Annotated in this window: 22 protein-coding genes and 1 pseudogene; 19 read left to right on the top strand and 4 right to left on the bottom strand. The window is 49.7% G+C overall.

Annotation, left to right across the window (positions count from 1 at the left end; translation table 11 throughout):
* The first annotated feature begins 693 nt into the window (after window positions 1-693).
* From FH749_15740 to FH749_15810, 15 genes are all read left to right on the top strand, one after another.
* Complete coding sequence (locus FH749_15740; GenBank protein MTI96895.1) at window positions 694-1,728, top strand: ABC transporter permease; 1,035 nt, start codon at window positions 694-696, stop codon at window positions 1,726-1,728.
* A gap of 4 nt (window positions 1,729-1,732) precedes the next feature.
* Window positions 1,733-3,028 (top strand): ABC transporter permease, encoded by a 1,296-nt coding sequence (locus tag FH749_15745; protein MTI96896.1) that lies wholly within the window; start codon window positions 1,733-1,735, stop codon window positions 3,026-3,028.
* Window positions 3,028-3,726, top strand: a complete 699-nt coding sequence (locus tag FH749_15750) for an ABC transporter ATP-binding protein (GenBank protein MTI96897.1) — start codon at window positions 3,028-3,030, stop codon at window positions 3,724-3,726. The genes FH749_15745 and FH749_15750 overlap by 1 nt, the downstream gene beginning before the upstream one ends.
* A gap of 56 nt (window positions 3,727-3,782) precedes the next feature.
* The gene (locus FH749_15755) at window positions 3,783-4,439 is read left to right on the top strand and encodes a hypothetical protein (protein MTI96898.1); all 657 of its coding nucleotides are present in this window, start codon (window positions 3,783-3,785) and stop codon (window positions 4,437-4,439) included.
* 250 nt (window positions 4,440-4,689) lie between these two features.
* Window positions 4,690-6,438 carry a tetratricopeptide repeat protein gene (locus tag FH749_15760; GenBank protein MTI96899.1) on the top strand — a complete coding sequence of 583 codons (1,749 nt, stop codon included), beginning with the start codon at window positions 4,690-4,692 and terminating at the stop codon, window positions 6,436-6,438.
* A gap of 2 nt (window positions 6,439-6,440) precedes the next feature.
* Entirely contained in the window at window positions 6,441-7,922 is a 1,482-nt protein-coding gene (locus tag FH749_15765; protein MTI96900.1) for a hypothetical protein, read from the top strand.
* 30 nt (window positions 7,923-7,952) lie between these two features.
* Entirely contained in the window at window positions 7,953-8,258 is a 306-nt protein-coding gene (locus FH749_15770) for a hypothetical protein (protein MTI96901.1), read from the top strand.
* Window positions 8,259-8,273: 15 nt separating this feature from the next.
* A complete protein-coding gene (locus tag FH749_15775; GenBank protein ID MTI96902.1) occupies window positions 8,274-9,173 on the top strand; it encodes a hypothetical protein in 900 nt (299 codons plus the stop codon).
* Window positions 9,166-9,813 carry a hypothetical protein gene (locus tag FH749_15780; protein MTI96903.1) on the top strand — a complete coding sequence of 216 codons (648 nt, stop codon included), beginning with the start codon at window positions 9,166-9,168 and terminating at the stop codon, window positions 9,811-9,813. The genes FH749_15775 and FH749_15780 overlap by 8 nt, the downstream gene beginning before the upstream one ends.
* A 195-nt stretch (window positions 9,814-10,008) precedes the next feature.
* Complete coding sequence (locus tag FH749_15785; protein ID MTI96904.1) at window positions 10,009-10,914, top strand: ABC transporter permease; 906 nt, start codon at window positions 10,009-10,011, stop codon at window positions 10,912-10,914.
* A 125-nt stretch (window positions 10,915-11,039) separates the two neighbouring features.
* Window positions 11,040-11,876, top strand: a complete 837-nt coding sequence (locus FH749_15790; protein ID MTI96905.1) for a hypothetical protein — start codon at window positions 11,040-11,042, stop codon at window positions 11,874-11,876.
* Window positions 11,877-11,889: 13 nt separating this feature from the next.
* Window positions 11,890-12,627, top strand: coding sequence for a hypothetical protein (locus tag FH749_15795; protein MTI96906.1), 738 nt, complete (start codon window positions 11,890-11,892; stop codon window positions 12,625-12,627).
* Window positions 12,628-12,636: 9 nt separating this feature from the next.
* Window positions 12,637-13,995, top strand: coding sequence for an ABC transporter permease (locus tag FH749_15800; GenBank protein ID MTI96907.1), 1,359 nt, complete (start codon window positions 12,637-12,639; stop codon window positions 13,993-13,995).
* Window positions 13,899-14,345: an ABC transporter permease gene (locus tag FH749_15805; protein MTI96908.1), complete on the top strand. Its 447-nt coding sequence runs from the start codon at window positions 13,899-13,901 to the stop codon at window positions 14,343-14,345. The genes FH749_15800 and FH749_15805 overlap by 97 nt, the downstream gene beginning before the upstream one ends.
* Window positions 14,346-14,376: 31 nt before the next feature.
* Window positions 14,377-15,042 (top strand): ABC transporter ATP-binding protein, encoded by a 666-nt coding sequence (locus FH749_15810; protein ID MTI96909.1) that lies wholly within the window; start codon window positions 14,377-14,379, stop codon window positions 15,040-15,042.
* A gap of 52 nt (window positions 15,043-15,094) precedes the next feature.
* On the opposite strand, the gene FH749_15815 is transcribed toward FH749_15810, so the two are convergent.
* Together FH749_15815 and FH749_15820 are read right to left on the bottom strand one after the other, a co-directional pair.
* Entirely contained in the window at window positions 15,095-15,568 is a 474-nt protein-coding gene (locus FH749_15815) for a hypothetical protein (GenBank protein MTI96910.1), read from the bottom strand.
* Between the two features lie 124 nt (window positions 15,569-15,692).
* Entirely contained in the window at window positions 15,693-16,127 is a 435-nt protein-coding gene (locus tag FH749_15820; GenBank protein MTI96911.1) for an Rpn family recombination-promoting nuclease/putative transposase, read from the bottom strand.
* 154 nt (window positions 16,128-16,281) lie between these two features.
* Between FH749_15820 and FH749_15825 the strand changes: the two genes are divergently transcribed.
* From FH749_15825 to FH749_15840, 4 genes and pseudogenes are all read left to right on the top strand, one after another.
* The gene (locus FH749_15825) at window positions 16,282-16,587 is read left to right on the top strand and encodes a type II toxin-antitoxin system RelB/DinJ family antitoxin (GenBank protein ID MTI96912.1); all 306 of its coding nucleotides are present in this window, start codon (window positions 16,282-16,284) and stop codon (window positions 16,585-16,587) included.
* 2 nt (window positions 16,588-16,589) lie between these two features.
* Window positions 16,590-16,721: an addiction module toxin RelE gene (locus FH749_15830; protein ID MTI96913.1), complete on the top strand. Its 132-nt coding sequence runs from the start codon at window positions 16,590-16,592 to the stop codon at window positions 16,719-16,721.
* A gap of 199 nt (window positions 16,722-16,920) precedes the next feature.
* Window positions 16,921-18,154 (top strand): annotated as a pseudogene (locus FH749_15835) (IS110 family transposase).
* A gap of 137 nt (window positions 18,155-18,291) precedes the next feature.
* The gene (locus tag FH749_15840; protein MTI96914.1) at window positions 18,292-18,501 is read left to right on the top strand and encodes a hypothetical protein; all 210 of its coding nucleotides are present in this window, start codon (window positions 18,292-18,294) and stop codon (window positions 18,499-18,501) included.
* A 259-nt stretch (window positions 18,502-18,760) separates the two neighbouring features.
* Here the strand turns inward: FH749_15840 and FH749_15845 are convergent, their stop codons facing one another.
* Both FH749_15845 and FH749_15850 read right to left on the bottom strand, forming a co-directional pair.
* Window positions 18,761-19,948, bottom strand: a complete 1,188-nt coding sequence (locus FH749_15845) for a hypothetical protein (GenBank protein MTI96915.1) — start codon at window positions 19,946-19,948, stop codon at window positions 18,761-18,763.
* A gap of 171 nt (window positions 19,949-20,119) precedes the next feature.
* A partial coding sequence (locus FH749_15850; GenBank protein MTI96916.1) for an AAA family ATPase occupies window positions 20,120-20,212 on the bottom strand: 93 nt, incomplete at its 5' end.

Raw genomic sequence — 20,212 nt, forward strand, 5'->3', positions numbered from 1 at the left:
TGCGATGAGCTGCAAGACATAACATTCACTGCTGCTCTTCAATTATTGGTCAGCCTATTCGCTGTATATGTCATGAGCAGGGCTAGACTAAATCAGGAGCACATTAGGGAGCTTTATGGCCAATTTAATGCTGACTTACCTAGTTACTTCAGGAGGTCAGCAGGGTTTTGGGTGTGCGAAACTTGAGTATATAATATTAGGAGGTGATTTATGCATTTAAATAGTAATAGTAAGTGGTAAAAAATTAAAAGAAAGAAGGGTATAACTTGAAGGGTAAAGTTGTGATTTGCGTGTTAGTATGTCTAGTAGTGTTTAGTGCCGTCGCGTTTGCAAGCCCGGGCAACTATTTTACTGGTTGGAGCAACAAGTGGGACGAATGGCGGTATGGCCAACAATATTGGTTCAAGGAAGCATGTGCATCGACTCAGGGCTATACCGGTAACCAACCACATTACTTACGTGCATTTGTAGAAAATTATTCAGGAACCGATACTGGAAGAGTATGGGATAATATGGGGTTTACCGTTAGGTCTCCATCGCCAGCAGTTACTGCTGGGTCATTTCCAATTTGGCTAGGTGTTGCCAAGGCTTTTTGGGGGTATTAAACTATTAGCCCTAGGTACCAGCCAACGATGGGTTTATGCCCTTAGTTGGCTGGTTCTCCATTTTATCATTCAAAAAGGTGGTGCTTGGTTGGAGTTGAAAACTGATATACTTTCAATATTCTTAATCAGCATATTTATGGCCATCTTTCTGGTGTCGGCTACTTTTATTCAGTCTATTGAAGAGCGGATTCTTTTGATTGAGCTCAGTCGTGGTGGCTATAGCGATTCCGCAGTCCATTTTTCGATTAATCACGATAGCTGGGGGATTTATGATTTAATTCAGTTGCTAGACGGCAGTGATGCCACTGATTTTATGCTCATTCTTGATGATCATGATACCGATGCTGCAATTGTCCGTCATCTCTATATCAAAGGCTCTGTCAATACGCCACCGATGTTATCGGGACGCTTTTTTACAGAGGATGATTTGGGGCAGGATGATTTGCTCGCCGTTGTCGGGCGAAATAATCTTGACAAGTTATTTGAGAGAAGCGGAGAGCAGTATATCTCGGTGGCCAATCAAGATTATTCTGTGCTTGGTGTTGTGGGGCACGAGCTTGACACTATTCTGGATGAGATGATAATCATTAATTTAGACACTTCTGTCGCAGTAAACAAGCGGGGGCCGTTTATACTTGATGCTAAAAAACCTGGTGAAGCTGAAACCATTTTTAAGGAGGTTGCACTATTAGCAGCGGCAAGCGGTTCTGAAGCTTCCGGTCCTTTAAACCGTTTGGATATTAATCCGCCGGGAGTCGATCGTCTGGTCCCCCAAATTATCAGCATGGCCACAATCTATGTATTTATGATTCTCTCTTTTTTGCTTTGCAGTGTGACAATTTCATATGAATGGGTTTCAAAGCAACGCAAACGCATTTCTGTTAAACGTTTAATTGGCTGGAGCGACAGCAAACTTAAGCGTGACTTGTATAGGATATTTGCCGGCCACGCCGTAGTTGGAATCGGACTGGCGAGTTTTGCCCTATTGTTTATCCGTTCAGGTTTCATGAGCATGACCTCTATGGTAATCGTGGTGTTGCTGAACATTATTTGCGGCTGGCTAATTACAATTGTTCCAATTCGTAAAATGCTATCGGTTTCTGTAGCTGAGATTTTGAGGTGATATGATGCGCTGGCCCAACTGGCAGATAGTTAGAGCAGAGGTGCACAGAAACATTGTAAATAAGCGGTTTATTGCTCTCGCATTAATTACTCAGGCTTGTATATGTTTTACTCTAATTGCTATAGTCGTTGCGAATACAGTGGCGGCATATACTGGGACTGAACAGTTTCGTCACTTCATTGGCGAAAAAAGTTATTACACACTAAACGATCTCGGTGATCAAGACGGGAGTTTTGCGCAATATATGGATCTTGACGCCGAGGAGCCCTATATGCGGCTACGCCAGTTTGTCAATGAGCTGAGACAAAACGAGGAATTTAGCTTTATCAGCACAATTATCCAGCCGCTAAGGATTGAATACTCCCCTGATATGCCTGATAGATTTCTTTATGGATACGAGGAGGGGGACGCAAGGGAGCCGGCGCCACTGGACGACTTGGACGGGGCTCTCTCTGTTTCGCAAAAAGCTGTACACATTTGCCCTAGAGTCCTGGATGAGTTTGGAATAACTGTTGCTGAGGGTAGGGAATTTACGAATTCAGACTTCGCTCTTGATTCTGAGCGCGTAAGTGTTATTCTCGGCAGTGAGTACAGGGAGTTTTATGCCCTTGGCGATACCTTTAAAGGTCTTAATTTATTTGAGCCCATGAGTTTTGAGGTGATAGGATTTTTGCCTGAAGATACGGCCATGCCCGTTCGCGGGGCGCTGTTTTTTCTGGACAGATATATCTTAGTGCCGGCCTTTGCCAATGTAGACTTAAACCAATATCCAACGTTCGCCCGAATAACCTTGTCGCAACAAGCAAACGGCCAAATTGTTATTGGCGATGCTGATCTTGATGTCCCACGCCACGTGGACAGGCTATCTATGAAATATAACACTTTTTCTTTTGATGTGGCAAAGGTGGATGACAGTAACATTATGGGTGCATTACGTATGTCAGAAGCTGTTTTAGGAGTGCTTTTGCGCATTGCCCTTGTCTTGATTTTGTTTACTATTGTCAGTCTTTCAGCCAGTGTCCTGGGCTATATTCGGGAGAACTATTTTCGCTATGGCGTGCACTTGATGAGTGGTGGTAGTGTAACAGACATTCTTTACCAGGTGCTGGGGACAATTGGTGCGATTGTAGGGACTGCCCTTTGCCTGTCACTGCTAACTTCTCTGGTCTTTCTTGGAGTAGGATTACACCTGTTAACTGCCGTGCTCTCTGCCTTGGTAGTTTTAGTAGGCTCTTCAATAGTGCCTATTGTTTTGATTGCCCGACTTGATGTAAACAGTCTGTTAAGGAGGCCTGAATAATGTCACTTGCTAGGTTGCGTGGAGTATCCCGGGAATTTGGTCAAGGGCCAGGCAAGATACGCGCGTTGACAGATGTTACTTTGGCAATAGACCGTGGCGATCTGCTTGCTGTGGTAGGGAAAAGCGGTTCGGGGAAATCTACATTGTTAAACGTTCTCGGAGGACTGGATTCGCCGACCGCAGGCGAGTATTGGTTTGATGATGACCAAATAAGCGGCCTCACTCAAAACAAGCTGGCAGATTTTCGCTGTCAAAATATCGGTATTATTGTTCAGCATTTTGCCTTGATCGATGATATGAGTGTGTTTGACAATGTCGCGCTACCCCTCCGGTACATGAAGCTGCCGGGGGCAAAAATTAAAGGCAAGGTACAACAGTTGCTGGCGGAGATGGAAATTCCTGAAAAAATACACGCCTATCCCTATCAATTATCGCGTGGTCAATGCCAGCGTGTTGCAATTGCCAGGGCGTTGGCATGTAATCCTTTGTTGTTGCTGGCGGATGAACCAACAGGTTCGGTTGATGAGAAAACAGGACAAACAATTATTGAGATTTTCAGGCGTCTGAATCAGCAGGGCGTGACAATTGTAATTGCAACTCATGATGCCGGTATTGCCAGTATATGTAAACGGACACTCCGCTTGGCCGATGGCAGAGTTCTTCAAGCGGACAAGTGTGAAAATAGTACGAAGCACTAATTCGACAGGGCTAACTGCAATGCTTTTTAACAATATCCCTCGTGAGGAGTGTTATTATGGATTTGTTTAACCCCGTGTTTTTGTTCAAATATATTGTGCACAGGCCGGTGGCAGTGTTTGAAAACATTAATATTAAAAAGGCCATTCTCTACGGTTTAATTATGATTATCGCCGTAAATCTGGTCTCGTATGTTATTGCCAATTCTTCCTTGACGAGCGTTGACGTTGAAGCTCAGCTCGAAGAATGGCAGTCCATTTATCCTGATGCTACGGAAGAGGATTTGCCGCTTAATGTCACTATCCCGGCATATACCTATGTGCAATCAGGAGTAGTCGATATTGTTGCATGGCTAATAAAAGCGGCCGTATTGGGGTTTGTGCTCAATAAGCTCTGGAAGAAGGATATCAAATACAGTTCTGTGTTGGCGTTAATTGCAATTGCGTGGATTCCATATTTTTTCGAAGCATTGCTAAAGCTCCCTTGGTTTTTATTTGTCAGCCCAACGGTATCTTCCTCAATCGTGCCTTCAATTTTTCGGTTCATCAGTGTTTGGGACGTGTGGAGTATGATTTTGTTAGTTATCGGTTTTTCGGTAATATATAAATTACCCAAGAAAAAAATTGTCCCCGTCGTTATCGGTTATGAACTCTTGCTGATACTTTTGAGCTTTGGAATTTCACAGTACTATTTTCATCAAGGGCGTTCCTTCTAAAAGCGTTTTATATCCGAGCCGGACAATTTTGCCGGCTCTTTTCTTATGTCCCGCTTCCCGCGGTCATTCAGCAAGCCTTTAAGCTTGTCAGGTAGTTTTGAGTCATGCATTGCACTCCCCCCCCGTGTATTTTACCAGAAAATTGCCGCTCTCTGTAACAAACTGGCAGCAAATTCCGTCTATATAACAGGACATAAATTATACTGTAGCGAAAGAATACATATTCAGCCAGTTAGTGGAGGTGTGGGGTTTGCAACCTGACCGCCGTTTGCTCATTGTCGGCCTGTTGCTTATAGCTATCTTTCTGGGGTTCTTTATTGTTCCTCGAGGAGACATCCCCGTGGCCCTGGAGATGTTAGCTGAGGGCCAGTATCGGCAAGCGGCAGATCGCTTTGAACAGATTCATGCCGCTGACCCGGAGGATAAGGAGTTGCAGTTGCAGTATGTGAAGGCCTTGCTTCTGGCCGGGGAGGTAGACTATGCCTCCCACTTGATTACCGCCCGCTCATACTTAAACCTGGATTATAACGAGGATAATCTAGACTTGGTTTGGGAAATTTACGAGCTTTGCTCTGAACTCGGCCTTTGGGACGCGGCGATTGTTGCCAGCGACCAGCTAAGGTTGTTCAACGAGATAAGCTATCAGGAATATAATCGGCTGTTGGGTGAATGCATCATTGATAACTACCCGCAGGTTCACTCCTTGAGGACGATAAAGGACCGCACAGATTATGTCGCCCACCTGGCATATTGGGCGACTGAAATAGAAAGAATCGGCTACCCGCAAATCTTTGGCAGCAGCAGCCTTTTTGGGGAGGCGCGGGACTCATTTGCCGGGCTGTTCAGGTCCCAATTGGAATCTGCGCTTGCCTGGTTGACTGATCCGCGCACTATGCCAAGACTTGAGCCGGAATACCGGGACTTTGCCAGGGAACTGGCCGCAACCGCCGAGGCGAAGCTGGTATTGTACGACTGGTTTCACGCTGGGGAGCTGCCCTCTGAGCTCAGCGAGCAGACGGTTCGTCATCTGTTGCTGGCAATTAATCAAGTTCCACCCGAGGCCCTGCCCCTGGAAGCGCTTTTGGCTATGCACCCAGATAACCCCGAGCTGCAGCAAGTTTTTGCCCAGATGCATGGCGACGATGAGAAGTACAGGCCTGTGTGGCGGACTGAGGTCATTAAGTCATTTGAGTTTACCCACGGGGAGATCTCCTTTTTAGAGTTTAGCGATGACGGGCGCTGGTTGCTGATTGGCAGTGAACAGAACCGGTATCTATATACGCCTGAGGGAGAGGAGCTGTCCCTGGGCGGCCGGCAACTGGTGCGCCACATTGAAGGCGGCTATATCCTGAGCGCTGGCGATGAGATTATTATGCTTACTGACCCTGGCGAGGAAATTATCCTGCCCCCGGAGATGCCTCTGGGTGACCTCATCTGGATTGATGAAGAGCAGTTTATCCTCGGCTATCCTGACCACCCCGATTCCACGAAGTTTCTGTTGTTGGACAGGGAAGGAAATGTCGAGGACCTGAGTCGCCGGGAGTACCTGAACTTGCGGGCCGAGAGCCTTGTGCCAGGGCGCCAGGTTCGCACTGTCGGCACGAAGCTTTATTTTTACAGCGATGATAAAGAGCTCCTGACCAGTGCCGGACCCATCCTCAACTATGCTGCCGGACAAGATAAGCTCCTGTTGGAGAAAACGTCTATCGAGGGACGGGGGTTTGCGCTGATCGACGGTGAAGGGAGCCGCGACTTGCCTCTACCCGAATTCTCCTGGGCAGGCTGGTTTGGCGAAGCTCAGCTCTTTGGCACGGAATTACTTGGCGGGGGACGGTTTGTCCATCACCTCGACAACGGCAGAACGGATTATATCCAGTTCCCTGGAGACGGGTTTGTAACATGGAGTAGTGAAGGGGCCCTGGCCTGGTGGCAAGGCAGTACAGTATTTATTGGGAGACTGGCGAAGCTTGAGGACCAGACGAAGAACCGGGAGGGATGACGATGAACGGCAGGCGCAAAACGCTAATTGTCCTTGGTCTTGCGGCCGCAGTTGCGCTAACGGCCCTGTTTTTCCCCCGTGGGGATTTGCACCGGGCCTGGAAGCTGATTGAGGATGAACAGTATACCGAGGCTGCGATATTGCTGGAGCATATGTTGTTGGCGGAGCCGGACAAGGGCCAGCTGCAGTGGCTCTACCTGGAAGCATTGGTAGGCGCCGAAAGCGTTGACCTGATTGGCGAGCTGTACGACAAGCTTGACCTGACCGATATTAGCCCTGAACAGACGGAGCTTCTGGCCGAGGCAGCCAAGACAGCAGAAGCGTCCGAGCGGTGGCCTCTGGCTCTGGATCTCTGGGAGCTGGCCCGGGAGGCCGGTTATTCCTTAAGCGAAGAGCAGTACCAGGAAATTATTTATGATGCAATTCTATATGGTGATGGACATCCGGATAACTACGACATTTTAGATGAATCTGATGTTCGGTACCAACTGGCAGAATGGCTGGCGGAAGAAAGATGGTTTCGTCAAGACCTAATCCGGCGTCGGACTGGTGCAACCTACGCGTCTCCCATTTCGTATATCGATGATGAGACCGAGCCGGTGTGGATAGTGGAGCCGGGGACAGATGCGGCAGAACGCGATAACCACCAACTTGCGCACTTGGGTACTTTGGCAAAGGCATTGGAACCCGGGCTTGCCTGGCTCAATGATTCGGCGAATATTGCGGAGCTTTCACCCGAGTACCAGAAAATAGCAGCGGACCTGGCACGGGATATCGGGGACTGTCTTGCGGCTGTCGAATGGTTTATTAGTGGCGAACTGCCGGCGATGTCCGGCGAGAAGTTCTTGCGGATAGCAGACAGCTTTTTGCTGGTTTCGGACTTGTCGCGCCTGCCCTGGGAGCGGTTGCTAGCTGAATTTGGCGATCTGGCTGATGTCTGGTATTTGTACTCTCTGACAGAGGGTGCGGACATGAAGCAGGTAGCAGACGCTTTGCATGGTAATCCTGCCCAGGACTTCACCCGTCCCCGCTGGAGCTTGGTTGTTGAGGCAAGCTGGGGACTGCCGGCAGACGACCAATTCAGCTATTTGTGGTGGAGCCAGACGGGCAATTGGTTGACGCTCCAGGGTCAGGCAGGGACTTGGATTTTATATTCGCAGTCGGACCAAGCAGAAATTACATTGCCTGGACCGGTGATCTGGGATTGGCATTCCGATGCGCTGCTGATTATGAGCGGATCTGAAAGCGGCGAGGTGGAGTATGTATACAGAGAGCATCCTCATGCCCCGGATACGTCCCTGGATTTTACTGCTTTTGATGAAGAAGTATATCCGTTCTTTTTGGGTAAAGGAGAGCTCTTTTTCCCGGTCCAGAACCAGATGGTCCGCTATGAGATTGCCAGCGGCGATACCCGGCCACTAACCGAAACAGAGTTGTGGCAAATGCTCCGGACCCAACGGAGAGAGCCTGGCAATCTCGACTAGGTCTGGCCGGAAGCGCCCCTCGGTGTTGGCTTGGCGGACATTCTGCCGGATGGTTCGATTCTTTATGACCGCTATTTCCACAGATTAACTCCAAACCATGCATTTACCGGTTCCGCCTCTGCCCCCGGTTATGCAGATGCAATCCCTCACTACGATGAGCTGCCCGCATCGATGCGCTGGCGGCAACCGATGTATTTGTTGCAACAACCCGATGGCTCGGTGGGCTATATCGAACCCCCGGCGGAAAAATATATGCTTACTGTCTCGCCCCAGGGAGACTTCGCCTGGATGACAGAGGACAGAGTTTATATAGGCCGGTTGGAGCCAATAAATTAGGGTGGAGGTGAAGGCATGGGGTTGGCGAACAAGAAACTGATGTTAGTTGGCCTGCTGATTGTGGCCGGCGTTTTGATGCTGATCTTTTCGCCCCGGGGGGCTGAGCCCCTGGCCTATGACCTTTATGAGCAGGGCCGCTATGCCGAAGCAGCGGACCAATTTGGCAAGCTATTGGAGGCAAACCGCAGTCGCGAGTACGTCTGGTTGCAGGCCCGCTCCCTGTTTTTGGCCGAGGATTTTACAGCCTGGGGCGAAAAGATGTGGGATTTATCGCGGTCGTTGTTGAAGCCCGATGACCTGGATTTGGTGGAGGAGTATGCTTTTTACTTATATCGGGAGGGCCACTGGTTCGCTGCGATGGAGCTGTGGCAGCGGGTGGAAAGACACGGTTACCCTACCCGCCCCCAGCACCGGGAGCTAATGCTTACCCTGGTGCACGGTGGTTATAGTTTGCTCTTCAGGGGTGATCCGGAGTCCGGGGACCCGCTCATGCGTTACCTGGCCCTGAAGCACGAATTTAGCATGGATTTGCGCCGGTTGTCTTCACATTATTTAGGGCGGGGTGGCCGCACAGTAGAATATGCTTCCGCCCAAAGCGTCTGGCTGCTGGAACAGAGCGCAAGCAATCAGTTGCCTGAGGCCCTGGAGCACCCCTATGGCGCTTATGTGGCCAGTTACCCTACCACCCACTGGGACGAGCGGGAAATGGCCATCGCACCAATTCGGAGCCAGAATTTCAATGGCGCCTGGCTCACCTATCCACTAGGCAGTGGACTAGTCTATGACAGGGAGTCAGATGGTCCACTTGCAGCACGGGCCTGGGCAGTAGAGGAGGGGTTTTACCAGTTTGACCCCAATGCATCGCCCTCATATGGAATGCGCATGGAGATTGAGCGATTCACAATTTTTGTTTAGAGAATTTGGCACACCTCTGGCAGACGACTTGTTTTTGTCCATTGAAGGCTATTTTGATGCAGAGGAGTTAAACATCTTCCCAGCGGAATCACCAGTCTCGGCGCCCCTGGAACTGTACCGGTATAATCCCGAGCATGCTCAGGGATCTGTTCGGGGCAGCGGCGAACTGAAACCGTCTCACCCGCTTGGTTTTGGTGGCGCGCCAAATGGCATCCTGGTGCATATGGATTTAGCCAGGGAGTTGCGGGGAGAAGACTATATTGATTCTGTGCGGGTGCGGGTTGCAGGCGTTGAGGACATGAACGAGCGCAGCCAGGTGCGGATTGCAGCCGTGGCCGAGCAAATTCGAGAGGCCACAGGCCTACATGTCGATGTTGTTCTGGGTTCCTCCAATATGGCGGTGGATGTAGAGTTACAAAAATATGATAACTCCCAACGCCAGGAGTATCGGCAACAGGTAGTGGAGACTATGAACGAGCTGATTCCTGAATTGGAAGCGGCCACAGGTCATACAGTTGTCTGGGACTTTGGTGCCTTTCCCTTTGACATGGACCAGGTGTTGGTGAACGTTCCCACGCTGGCTGAAGACGGGGACAAAATTTACAGACAAGCACAAGCGATTCTGGAGTCCGGGCTGTAATCTGTGTTGAGCACTCCTGAGTTTGAGCATGGCTGGTATCGGGATATCCTGTATATAATTGTCCCGGATTACCAAATCTCCGACTCCGAAGACCGGGATCTTTTGGCTGTTGTGGAGGAAACCTGGATCCAGCTGGGCAGTCAGATGTGAATATATCAGGAGACCAACCGGGGCACCTTTTGGATTACAATCGGCTTGCTGCTGGTAAGCGCCTTGTTCATCGGGAACACCACCTATATCTCCGTACTTGGCCGCACCCGGGAGCTCTCAGTGCTTCGTTCTCTGGGATGGAAGCGCGGAACTGTTATGCGCTCGTCTTTGGCAGAGATTTCGCTTCTTGCCCTTGTGGCCGGTGTGGTGACAGCGTTGGTACTATGGGCAGTCTGGCAGTTTAGCGGCCGCTACCTGGAACCCTGGTTGGTGGCCCTGGCGATTCCCGCCGTGATGCTGACCTTTTTCATGGGCAGTCTGCCGCCGCTACTGGGAATGTCGCGCATCAATCTCCTCACTGGTATGCAAAGTGGCGAGGTAGATGCTGGCGCTGCTATTGGCGGTGCTGGTCGTGGAGGCTTTGTCCTGCGGGGGCTACTGGCCCGGCCCGGTCGTACAAGCGTCACCTTATTTGCGCTTACGGTTCCCGGTTGCATATTCGCGTTTATAATATTCGTCAACTCTGGTATTCAGCAAGTGCTGGGCGAAACATTATTAGGTCAGTACCTTGCCCTGCAGCTGGAGGGCTATCATTACCTGCTCAACGCCCTGGCCTTTGCCATTGCCGGTTTGGCGGTGGCTGACACACTTATGGTCAATTTACGGGAGCGTCAAAATGAGTTTGGCCTGCTTAAGGCCCTGGGCTGGCGTAGCCAGGCTGTAGCCAATCTACTGTTTGCGGAAGGCATTTGCCTCGGACTGGCCGGCGGCGTGTTGGGAACGGCCTTAGCTGGCGGATTGTATGCCTTTGTTTTTGGAATGATGCCGTCCGGTTGGCTACACTTTTTCTGGTTGCCTTTGGTGCCGGCTCTTGTGGCGGCTATTGCCAGCCTGCTCCCGGTGCCCCGGGCACTACGACTGTCTGCGGCTCAATGGATAAAACAAATATGAAGTCAGGCCTGAGTTTAAAGAGTTTTTTGTAACCTTGAGAACAGTGTTTTAGAATCGGGTGTTACAAAGCGCTAGGTAATTAGGGGAGAATAAAATTCATGACCTCTGCCATAGGGGGGATTTGATTGAAGGTAAAGCACATGTATTTGGCTGTCGCTGCCCTGTTGGTGACAACGCTGGTTCTGTTTTTCATCATTCCCGGAGAGGATGCGACTCAGTGTGATGATCTACTTGCCCAGGGCCGCTATCTGGAAGCGGCGGCGCAAATAGAGGAGCAGCTGGCAGATGACAGCTCCAATTGGGCTCTGCACTGGCAGTATGCCCGGATATGGCAGGCGCAGGGGGAGTTGGCCCGGGGCTATGGGACCATGGATCTCCTGACGGGGCTGCCGGCACCGCCGGATGATGCCGGTGAACTTTTGCATGCTTACGCTGAGAATGCGTTCCAGGCAGGGCAATGGTTTAGGGCCGTCAGCTATTGGGATGCGGCCCGGGAGCTGGGTGAGCCGGTTCCTGAGACCGACTTCCAGAGCGCAATCGCCTTTCACTGCCTTTACGCAGACAGTACTGATACCAATTGGCTTGCGCGCCTTGACCCGGACGCAGCATTCCCAGGCTTTGTGCTTCGCTACCGGCAATTCCAGGCTTTGGAGCTGGCTGAAGGAGATCTGAATATTGACGGTCCCTGGTGGCAGGAGCAGGAAGAAGCGCTGAGTGCCCTGGCGGACGCTCCCGGCTGGCTGCGGGAGCGGCAAAACCTATGGGGCATGAGCAGCGAGTTTCAGCCCTATGCCTTGGAGTTGGCAGACGCAATTGAGGCATTGTCCCTACTTCAGGACTGGCGGAAGCAGGGGGAGCTGCCCCATATTTACAGCGAGGCGGTGCTGGAAAAACTGGTTTTATTCTTCCAGTTATGTGATTATCGGTGGCCCCTGGGAATCCGAGCCCCCTCCCGATTTTGATGAGGATGAGTTTTTGCCCGGCCTCAAGGATGAAGAGTGGGCAATCGGTCTTAGTCCCTGGGAGGCAGCAGTTTTGCCCCGGGCCGGCCTCAGCCACACCGAATGGGCCTGGACTGCTGGCAAGAACACATTGGTGGCAGCAGTTGATCCCGAGGCCGAGGCCCGGCTCAGCGGTTTAGACCAGGCCCTAATCAGCGGTGAATACTTTTCCGAGCCCAGCTACCATTTGAGCGGGGACAGCGGCGAGATTTATGCTGTGGTGAACTCGGATATTACGTTGCCCCACCGGGTGGAGCTGGAGCTGAGCCGGGTGGATGTTGAGCCTGGCTATGAGGCAATTTTTCGGGCCCTAGAACATCCCCGTCCCGGCTATTTTGAAACCTTGCTCGCTACCCCCGCTTTTTCCCACAGCCATGATTTTCGCTCCGAATACCTGACGGGAGAAGATGCCGGACGCTTTGTCGAGCAGACCGGCGGCCCGATTCAGTATGAACGAGCTGGCGAAACATTGATCGCTACACCCTGGGCCGTTGATAACCGGGGAAATCTCGACAATACTGACAGCGCCGTGCGCCTGTTCAGGGAGCCCGGTGAGCAGGGCACCAATTTGCACTTTGTGGCTACCGGCCATTTTGACGCGAGCAAATTAGATTTTCTGCCGCCAGATTCCCCGGTTGCAGTGCCCCAGGAAATTTACTCCTACCAGGGGCCACAGATTCTCGAATATGCCGACGGCAGTGTTCCGGAATAGCCTACGTATATGAATCCGACCCACTCCCTGGGTTTTGCCGGTGTGCCTGTGGGCATTCTCATCGACCAGGAAGCTGCCAAGCTGACCCGTCGTTACCGCGAGGAAGGCCGGCACAGCCTGGTGCAGCCGCCCTGGTTCTCGGACTCGGTGCGAGTGCGGGTTTCCGGGGTGGAAGATATGTCAGAGCAGAGTCAGGTGCGGATCATGACAATTGCCCAACAAATCCGGGATGCCACCGGTCTGCATGTTGATGTGGTGCTGGGTTCATCCCGGAGCCAGGTGCCGGTAACTTTGCAGGATTATGATAGTGACGGCCGCCAGGAATACCGGCAGCAAATCGAAGCGCAGATGGATGATTTTGCGGACCGACTGGCGGCGGAAGCTGGTGAAAGGCTAACCTGGTCGTTCACATCCTATTCCGTTTCTGGGCCGACTCGGATGGGGTTGATCCTCTCTACTGGACGCACACCGGACACAGGCCCTGATATGAACAGGCTTGAGTATACGGCGCCATTGCTCTGGCCATTGGTTACCGACAGCGAAGAAAGGTCGTATAACCGTGAGTTACGGGCAATTTTGGATACGTACGTAGAGGAAATCAAGGAAACGCCGGGAATCGTTTATACAGAACGCGACGGCACCGTTAGCACTTCTGATGGAGTGGTGCATTTCTCGGTTCCTGATTACCATATCCCCGAACATGAGGAGCGAACGCTGTTCGGTGTTGTCCAGGAGCAGTGGATTCAAATGGGCACTGCCCTGCGCATCCACCATGAGACTAATCGGGGCACTTTCTGGATCACGGTCGGTTTGTTGGTGGTAAGCGCCTTGTTTATTGGTAACACTACCTTTATTTCCACCATCGGCCGCACCAATGAATTCTCCACCTTGCGGGCCCTGGGCTGGCGGCGGAACACGGTGTTTGGGGTGTCGTTCCTTGAGACAATGACGATTGCCCTGGTGGCCGGTGCAATCACGGCCCTGATTACGGCCCTGGTCTGGTTACTCAGCGCCCGCTATCTGGAGCCGTGGCTGCTGATGATTGTTGCGCCAGCGGTGTTTGTCACCTTCATCCTCGGCAGCTTACCGCCGTTGGTGCGGATGCTGTTTGTGCCAATCCTGCAGGGTTCGACCAGGGGAGAATTGAAGACTAATACCAGAATCGGCGGACCGCGTCCCCTGGGCTTTGTCATCCGCAGCCTCATTACCCGGCCGGGCAGGACCTTAATTACCGTGTTTGCCCTGGCGGTGCCGGGGGCGTATTGGCCTTTATGTTCCATGTGTTTACCGGTATTCAGGGCTTGTTGGGAGAGACGATGCTGGGCGAATACATGGCTCTGGAATTTCGGGGCTATCACCTGTTGTTGAATGTCTTGATCTTTGCCGTGGCCGGTCTGGCGGTAACCGACACGTTGCTTGTCAACCTCCGGGAGCGGCAGCGGGAGTTTGGACTGCTTAAAGCCCTGGGCTGGCGCGATGGCACAGTCGCCGGGCTGCTGTTCTGGGAAGGCGTGGGCCTGGGGCTTGTTGGCGGCATCATTGGCGCCGCGCTGGCGGTGCTTGCCTACCAGCAGGTGTTTACCGTCCTGCCGGACAATTTGCTCCTCGGTTCTGCGGCAATGGCGCTGGCGCCGGCAGTGGTTGGCGCTTTGGCTAGTATCTTGCCGGTGCTGCGAGCTAAGGCAATACCGGTGGCCCAGGTGCTGAAGGATGAGTAAGGAAGGTTTAAATATGCAAGGGGGTAAAACAATGGCAATACTGCAAACTAAAGATTTAGTCAAGGAATATAAGTCGGGGGAGAGCGTGGTCCGGGCGGTTAACGGGATTACCATGGATATCAATGAAGGTGAGTTCGTCGCCATTGTCGGGCCATCGGGTTCCGGCAAGTCGACCTTGCTCTACCTCTTGGGCCTGCTGGAACAACCCACTTCCGGCTCGGTGCTCTGCAAAGGCGAGGATTTAAACGCCCTATCCAGCAGCAAACAGGCAGATTTCCGCCGCAATCAGGTGGGCTTTGTGTTCCAGCAGTATAATCTGCTGCCGGTGCTGAACGCTGCGGAGAACATCAAGGTGCCGCTGATTCCATACAAGACCGATTTCAATTTGAACGAGCGGGCTAACGAACTCCTGGAGTTGGTGGGCCTCTCCCACCGGGCCGGGCATCTCCCCAGCCAGCTCTCGGGTGGCGAGCAGCAGCGAGTGGCAATTGCCCGGGCGCTACTCAGCAAGCCGGAGATCGTCCTGGCCGACGAACCCACCGGCAATCTGGACAGCAAAAACGGCGAGCAGGTCCTGTCCCTGCTGGAGGAGATGCGGAACAAGCTCGGCCTCACCCTGGTGCTGATAACCCATGATGAGGCAGTGGCCCGCCGAGCCGACCGGATTGTACGCCTAAAGGACGGAGTTTTGGTCTAAAGAGAAGGGGCCGCCTTTTCAGCATAAGCTGAGGGGCGGCCCCTTTATGTGTTCAGTTGGAAAGCTCTTTTTTCAGAGCTTCCACTTCGGCCAGGGGAAGCTCAGTTACCTTGGCGGTCTGCCTGACGCTGAGGCCCATCTTAAGGGCGTTGCGGGCAGCTTGTTTCTTGCCCAGCAACATTCCCCTAGCCTCACCTTCAGCTATACCTTCCGCTTTCCCTTTCGCTATACCTTCTTCTTTCCCCAACGTCCTCTCATTGACTCTGGTTTCCCTGATGATCCGCTCGATATTAGAGATCATCGTCTCCACCTCCCCTGTGTTGCTGGTTAATATCGCTTCCATATATTCCTGTTGCTCGATTGGCAACTCTTTGGCGAATATCTTGCTTGCCCAGGTACTGAACCTGTGGACATCCCGTTTCGGCAACTGAGTAAGGGTAGCCGCCACCTCTTTTAAGCCCTGTACCAGCTCGGCAAAACCTTTCTGTTGCTCCATATAGAACACTGTGCTTATGAGGTTACTCATGTTCAGCAGGGATTCTTGCCTATAGCGGTTGATGTCTATAAGCAGGTAGTTAAAGTCCAGAGCATGCTCTGAAAACAGCTCAAATCCGGCCTGATACTGGCCGAAGCTTCTACAGGCAGTCCACTTATTCCTTCCATTTATACAGAACGCAAGGCACTATCACCGGCAAGCGGAAGTCCTTGCCGGTGATGTTTTTGCCTTTGTTCAGCAGAAAGCTGCGCCAAATTTCGACCATATACAAGAGCAGACGAAAGGGCATGGTGAAATCTACTGTGGCCTGCAGCTCCAGCAGCAGGTAGAAAATGATGTCCCGGTCTGCCAGGGTAATTCTGTAAACCAGGTCCGCCTCTCGGTTTTGAAAGTCCGGCAGGATGAAGGACTTGTCCACCCGGGTGACGTTGTCGCTGGTCATCTGTTCTACCCACTCCTCCTGGACGAAGCTCTGGAGAAGCTGGAGAAAGACTTGTTTGTCCGAGAGCAGGTATTTGTAGCCGCTATCGTGTTTGTGATTGGGCGGGTTATAGGTTGTTTTGGGGTCACACACCAAGGCCAGTGACATATCGACACTCCCCTGTCAAAATATTACCACAACTCCCGGTTAAATTGTATCAGAACATGTGTTTGCGGTCAACGCCAAATAGAGCGCTTTGTTGCAGAGTGCTTTCATATAGCAATACATTCGTATATAATAAGCTCAAAGGAGGCGTTTTGCCATGAAAAAAACATCGACAATATTTGCGCGTGTCGAGCCTGAGGTCAAGGAACAAGCGGACCAAATCTTGGAAAAGCTTGGTATTCCTATGTCAAAAGCGATAGGGCTGTTTTTGCGTCAAATTGTGCTTCAACGTGGCATCCCTTTTGAGGTAAAGCTGCCGCAGAATAAACCGTTATCTATAGACAGTCTGAGTGAAGAGCAGCTTAATGCGGAAATAGAAAAAGGGCTAGCTGATCTAGCTTCAGGGAGGGTTGTTTCAGCTGAAAATGTTGCGGAGAGGATGAAAAAGGATTACGGTGTTTGAGCATGTGGCAAATAGCATATACAGAAGAGGCAGAACAGGACTTACGCACAATTTATGAGCATATTGCTCTTTCTTTATGTGCACCTGAAACTGCTAAAATAAACTTTATGAGCTTCCCTCACAGGCGCGGATGAAAATCTACCCTGATTCGGGATAGACTATAGTTAAGCGGAGCTTAACTCGATCCTTTTTTTGGTGGCTTGCACCCCGCAAAATAAACTGTTTGAGCCAACCTTTGAGAACAGGATATTGTTGCTACGAGCACGTGTAAAAAAATACACAAATTTCGGGTTGGCTCAACCTCCGCTAATATAACCTTAAGGAGATAAACGTTTGGAAGCAGTGCTGGAACGTTGCGCCGGATTGGATGTGCATCAAGAAACTGTAGTTGCCTGCGCTATGACAGGGCCAGTAGACAGGAAGCCGCAAAGTGAGACAAAAACCTTTAAGACAACGACAACTGGGCTTCTTGAATTATTTGATTGGCTTCAAAAGAATGATTGTACCCATGTGGCTATGGAAAGCACGGGTGTATACTGGAAGCCAGTCTGGCATGTATTAGAGGGGGGATTCGAGCTAATTTTGGCGAATGCCCGCCATATTAAGAATGTTCCTGGACGAAAAACCGATGTTAAGGATGCCGAATGGATAGCTCAGCTACTTCGATGCGGCTTGGTTACCCGTAGTCACGTTCCCCCTGAGAATATTAGAGACTTGCGTGACCTAACTAGGTACAGAAAGAAACTTCTAGGGAACGCCCAAGCCGAGAAAAACCGAATACATAAGATACTGCAAGATGCCAATATAAAGTTAAGCTCTTACATGTCGGATGTTTTCGGAGTAACAGGGCGGACATTAATAGAAGCCATAATAAATGGCGAGGTAATTGATAAGGAATTTGTCAACCGAGTGGCTAAGACACAACTTAAGAAAAAAGTGCCTGAACTGGTTGAGGCTCTTAACGGAAAGTTGAGAAAACACCACAGGAATATGATTGAGCTTTCCTGGAAACATCTGTTATACATCGAGCAGTCAATACACGAAGTGGAAATGCGCATAGAGCGTTTATTGGAGCCCTATTATGAGGAAGTGGAGCTACTCAAAACCATACCAGGTGTAAAAACAGAAGCGGCGGCCACCATAATTGCGGAAATGGGGGTAGACATGAGTGTGTTCCCAACTGCCCAACATGCTGCATCCTGGGCAGGGCTGTGTCCAGGAAACCACGAGAGTGCAGGTAAAAAAAAGTGGGCGTACCAGAAAAATAAGTTCCGTGTTGAAATCAACTCTTACGCAAAATGCGTGGGTAGCAAGCCGAATGCGAGGAACCAGGTTAGCTGCCCGATTCTGGGGTATTGCAAAACGCAAGGGACGACCTAAGGCATTAATTGCCACCGCACATACAATTCTGGTTATTACTTACCACATTCTCAAAGATCGACGACCCTATGAAGAGCTAGGAGAAGATTATTTAGCAAAGCGAAAACAGCAGAAGACTGCCTCAACGATGATAAATGAACTAACAAAGCTTGGATATGAAGTAACAAAGGCAAAAGAAATTAGTTAACAATCAAACTCAGGAACACTTCAGGCCTGCTGATTGATTCAATATAAAGTAGGACAGGCTTAACAGAACTCAAAGAGTCATAGCCCAACTTAGTAACTTTCCCAAAGGGGATTTTCGTAAAAAAAATAAGGCAAATCATGGATGCGATTGCCAAGCTAAATCAGATGCCACTTCGGCATCCTCTTTATGGGAAAGGCAAATGGGAAAATATAGGCCTTAGAGTTTTGCCGGTTGATAACTATCTGACATTTTATTTGCCTGTGGAAAGCCGGAAGACAGTTGCTGTCATTAGGATAATGTACGGTGGCCGCAATGTTGATGAGCAACTGAATAGGTTGGATGTTTAACCTAATGAGCAGCCCTTGTTAAAAAAACAACCGCTCTCTGTGAGGCGGTTGCCGCCAACAGCACTGGTCCCGGTAGCATCAGGTAGAGACGACCCCGGCTCAAACTAAAAAGCGCCTTGCGGCTATTTGGGTTACGGTCGGATTGTAAGTCTAAAGGACGGAGTAGTGGTCTAAAGAGAGGGGCCGCCTCTTCAGCATAAGCTGAGGGGCGGCCCTAACAGACCTATATTAAAAAACGGTTATTGGCTTGGATTATTATTCAGTGAGCTCCTTGAACGGCAGGTAAAGCTACTGCTGACCATACAGGAGGAGATACGTTAGGCCATCCTCCATATGCTTGACAATGTCTAGAATAAATTCCCACATGTAAAGTGTTTCTGTAGTGAGGAGAGGGCTTGTAATATTCAAAACAAACTTGGTATTGAGTATCTTTGCTGGTCCATTGAGGAAGTCCAAGGAAATTAACATGAGTAAACCTTGTAGCCGTATAATAGTTGGTATGTCCTCCCCCGAACATATTAATTCGAAACCTTTCTTTAAAATCCAACATCCAGCTAATTCCGTTAGTTAGATTAATAGAAATACTTGTTAACCCATTTTGGTTACTATTTCTAGGTCCATAATTTTCAGTTATTGAAGCACCTGAGTTATATGCCTCAAAAAGATGCATTTCTGTCTGGCCTAGATCATACCACTCCAATCCATTTACGACTTTCATGTCCACCTCAATATACCCACTGAGATATGCCATATAATCATTGCCATCATTGATAGGATTATGCTTATATGTTGCAATTCTCTGGGTGGACGTAAGAGAAAATTTACTGTCTACGATTGAGTTATTTGCAACCGTTCTAAATATAAAATCATCTCCTAGGTTCTCGCTTCCCCCAGTGGTTTGAATATCATAAATATCCAAGTAGTTACTGCTAACAGCGTTATCAATAGCTTCAGTAATTAAATTAACATCGTTTATATTGGATACGTAAAGACCAGTTACAATTTCATGCTTAGCATCTTTCTGAAGTAACACCCCGATTAATGATCCCTCAATAAATTCGGTATAGCCCAATGCTTTATAGTAATTTTTTTCTGAGTCAGTAAAGGTAAGATTGGGAGAATAATCAACGCCAGGTTTTATAGAAAAATTTTTTTCTAAGATTTGAGAGTCAATTTCATTACCTAATAAAATTACTTTTGATCTATTATTTAAGACTTTATTAAGACTATCTATGACAGATGAATTAGCTAAAAATTCAATATCCAATATGATAGTTTTATCTTTTAGTATGTTTATTGATTCATTGGCTAAGTCATGAAGCTTAAGAATATCATCCTTAGAAAAAATGGTAAACCGGTTGTCTTCTTCGACGGTTTCTGTGAAGGCAAAGCATGGAACGGCAAATAAAATAAAGACTAGGATTACACTAAGCATTGTTTTCTTCATCAGTAAAAACCTCACACTATAAAGTAATTTTTTCTGCTGTTACTACATTCTATATATTAAACTAAGAATCCTTTTAAGTATTATTGTAACTGCTAACCCATAATGCCCTTCAGTAGACGTTATTAATTGTCCGCAATTTGCCGGACAAGCTGACCAGAATGGAAGGGAGAATTAGAGCAATTCTCCCTGGACAACTACCTTCACCATATGGTCATCAATAATCCTTTTCCCATTCTGCGCTCCATAGAGCAGGCAGTGAGTGCA

It is taken from the genome of Bacillota bacterium, assembly GCA_009711825.1.
Lineage (GTDB): Bacteria > Bacillota > Proteinivoracia > UBA4975 > VEMY01 > VEMY01.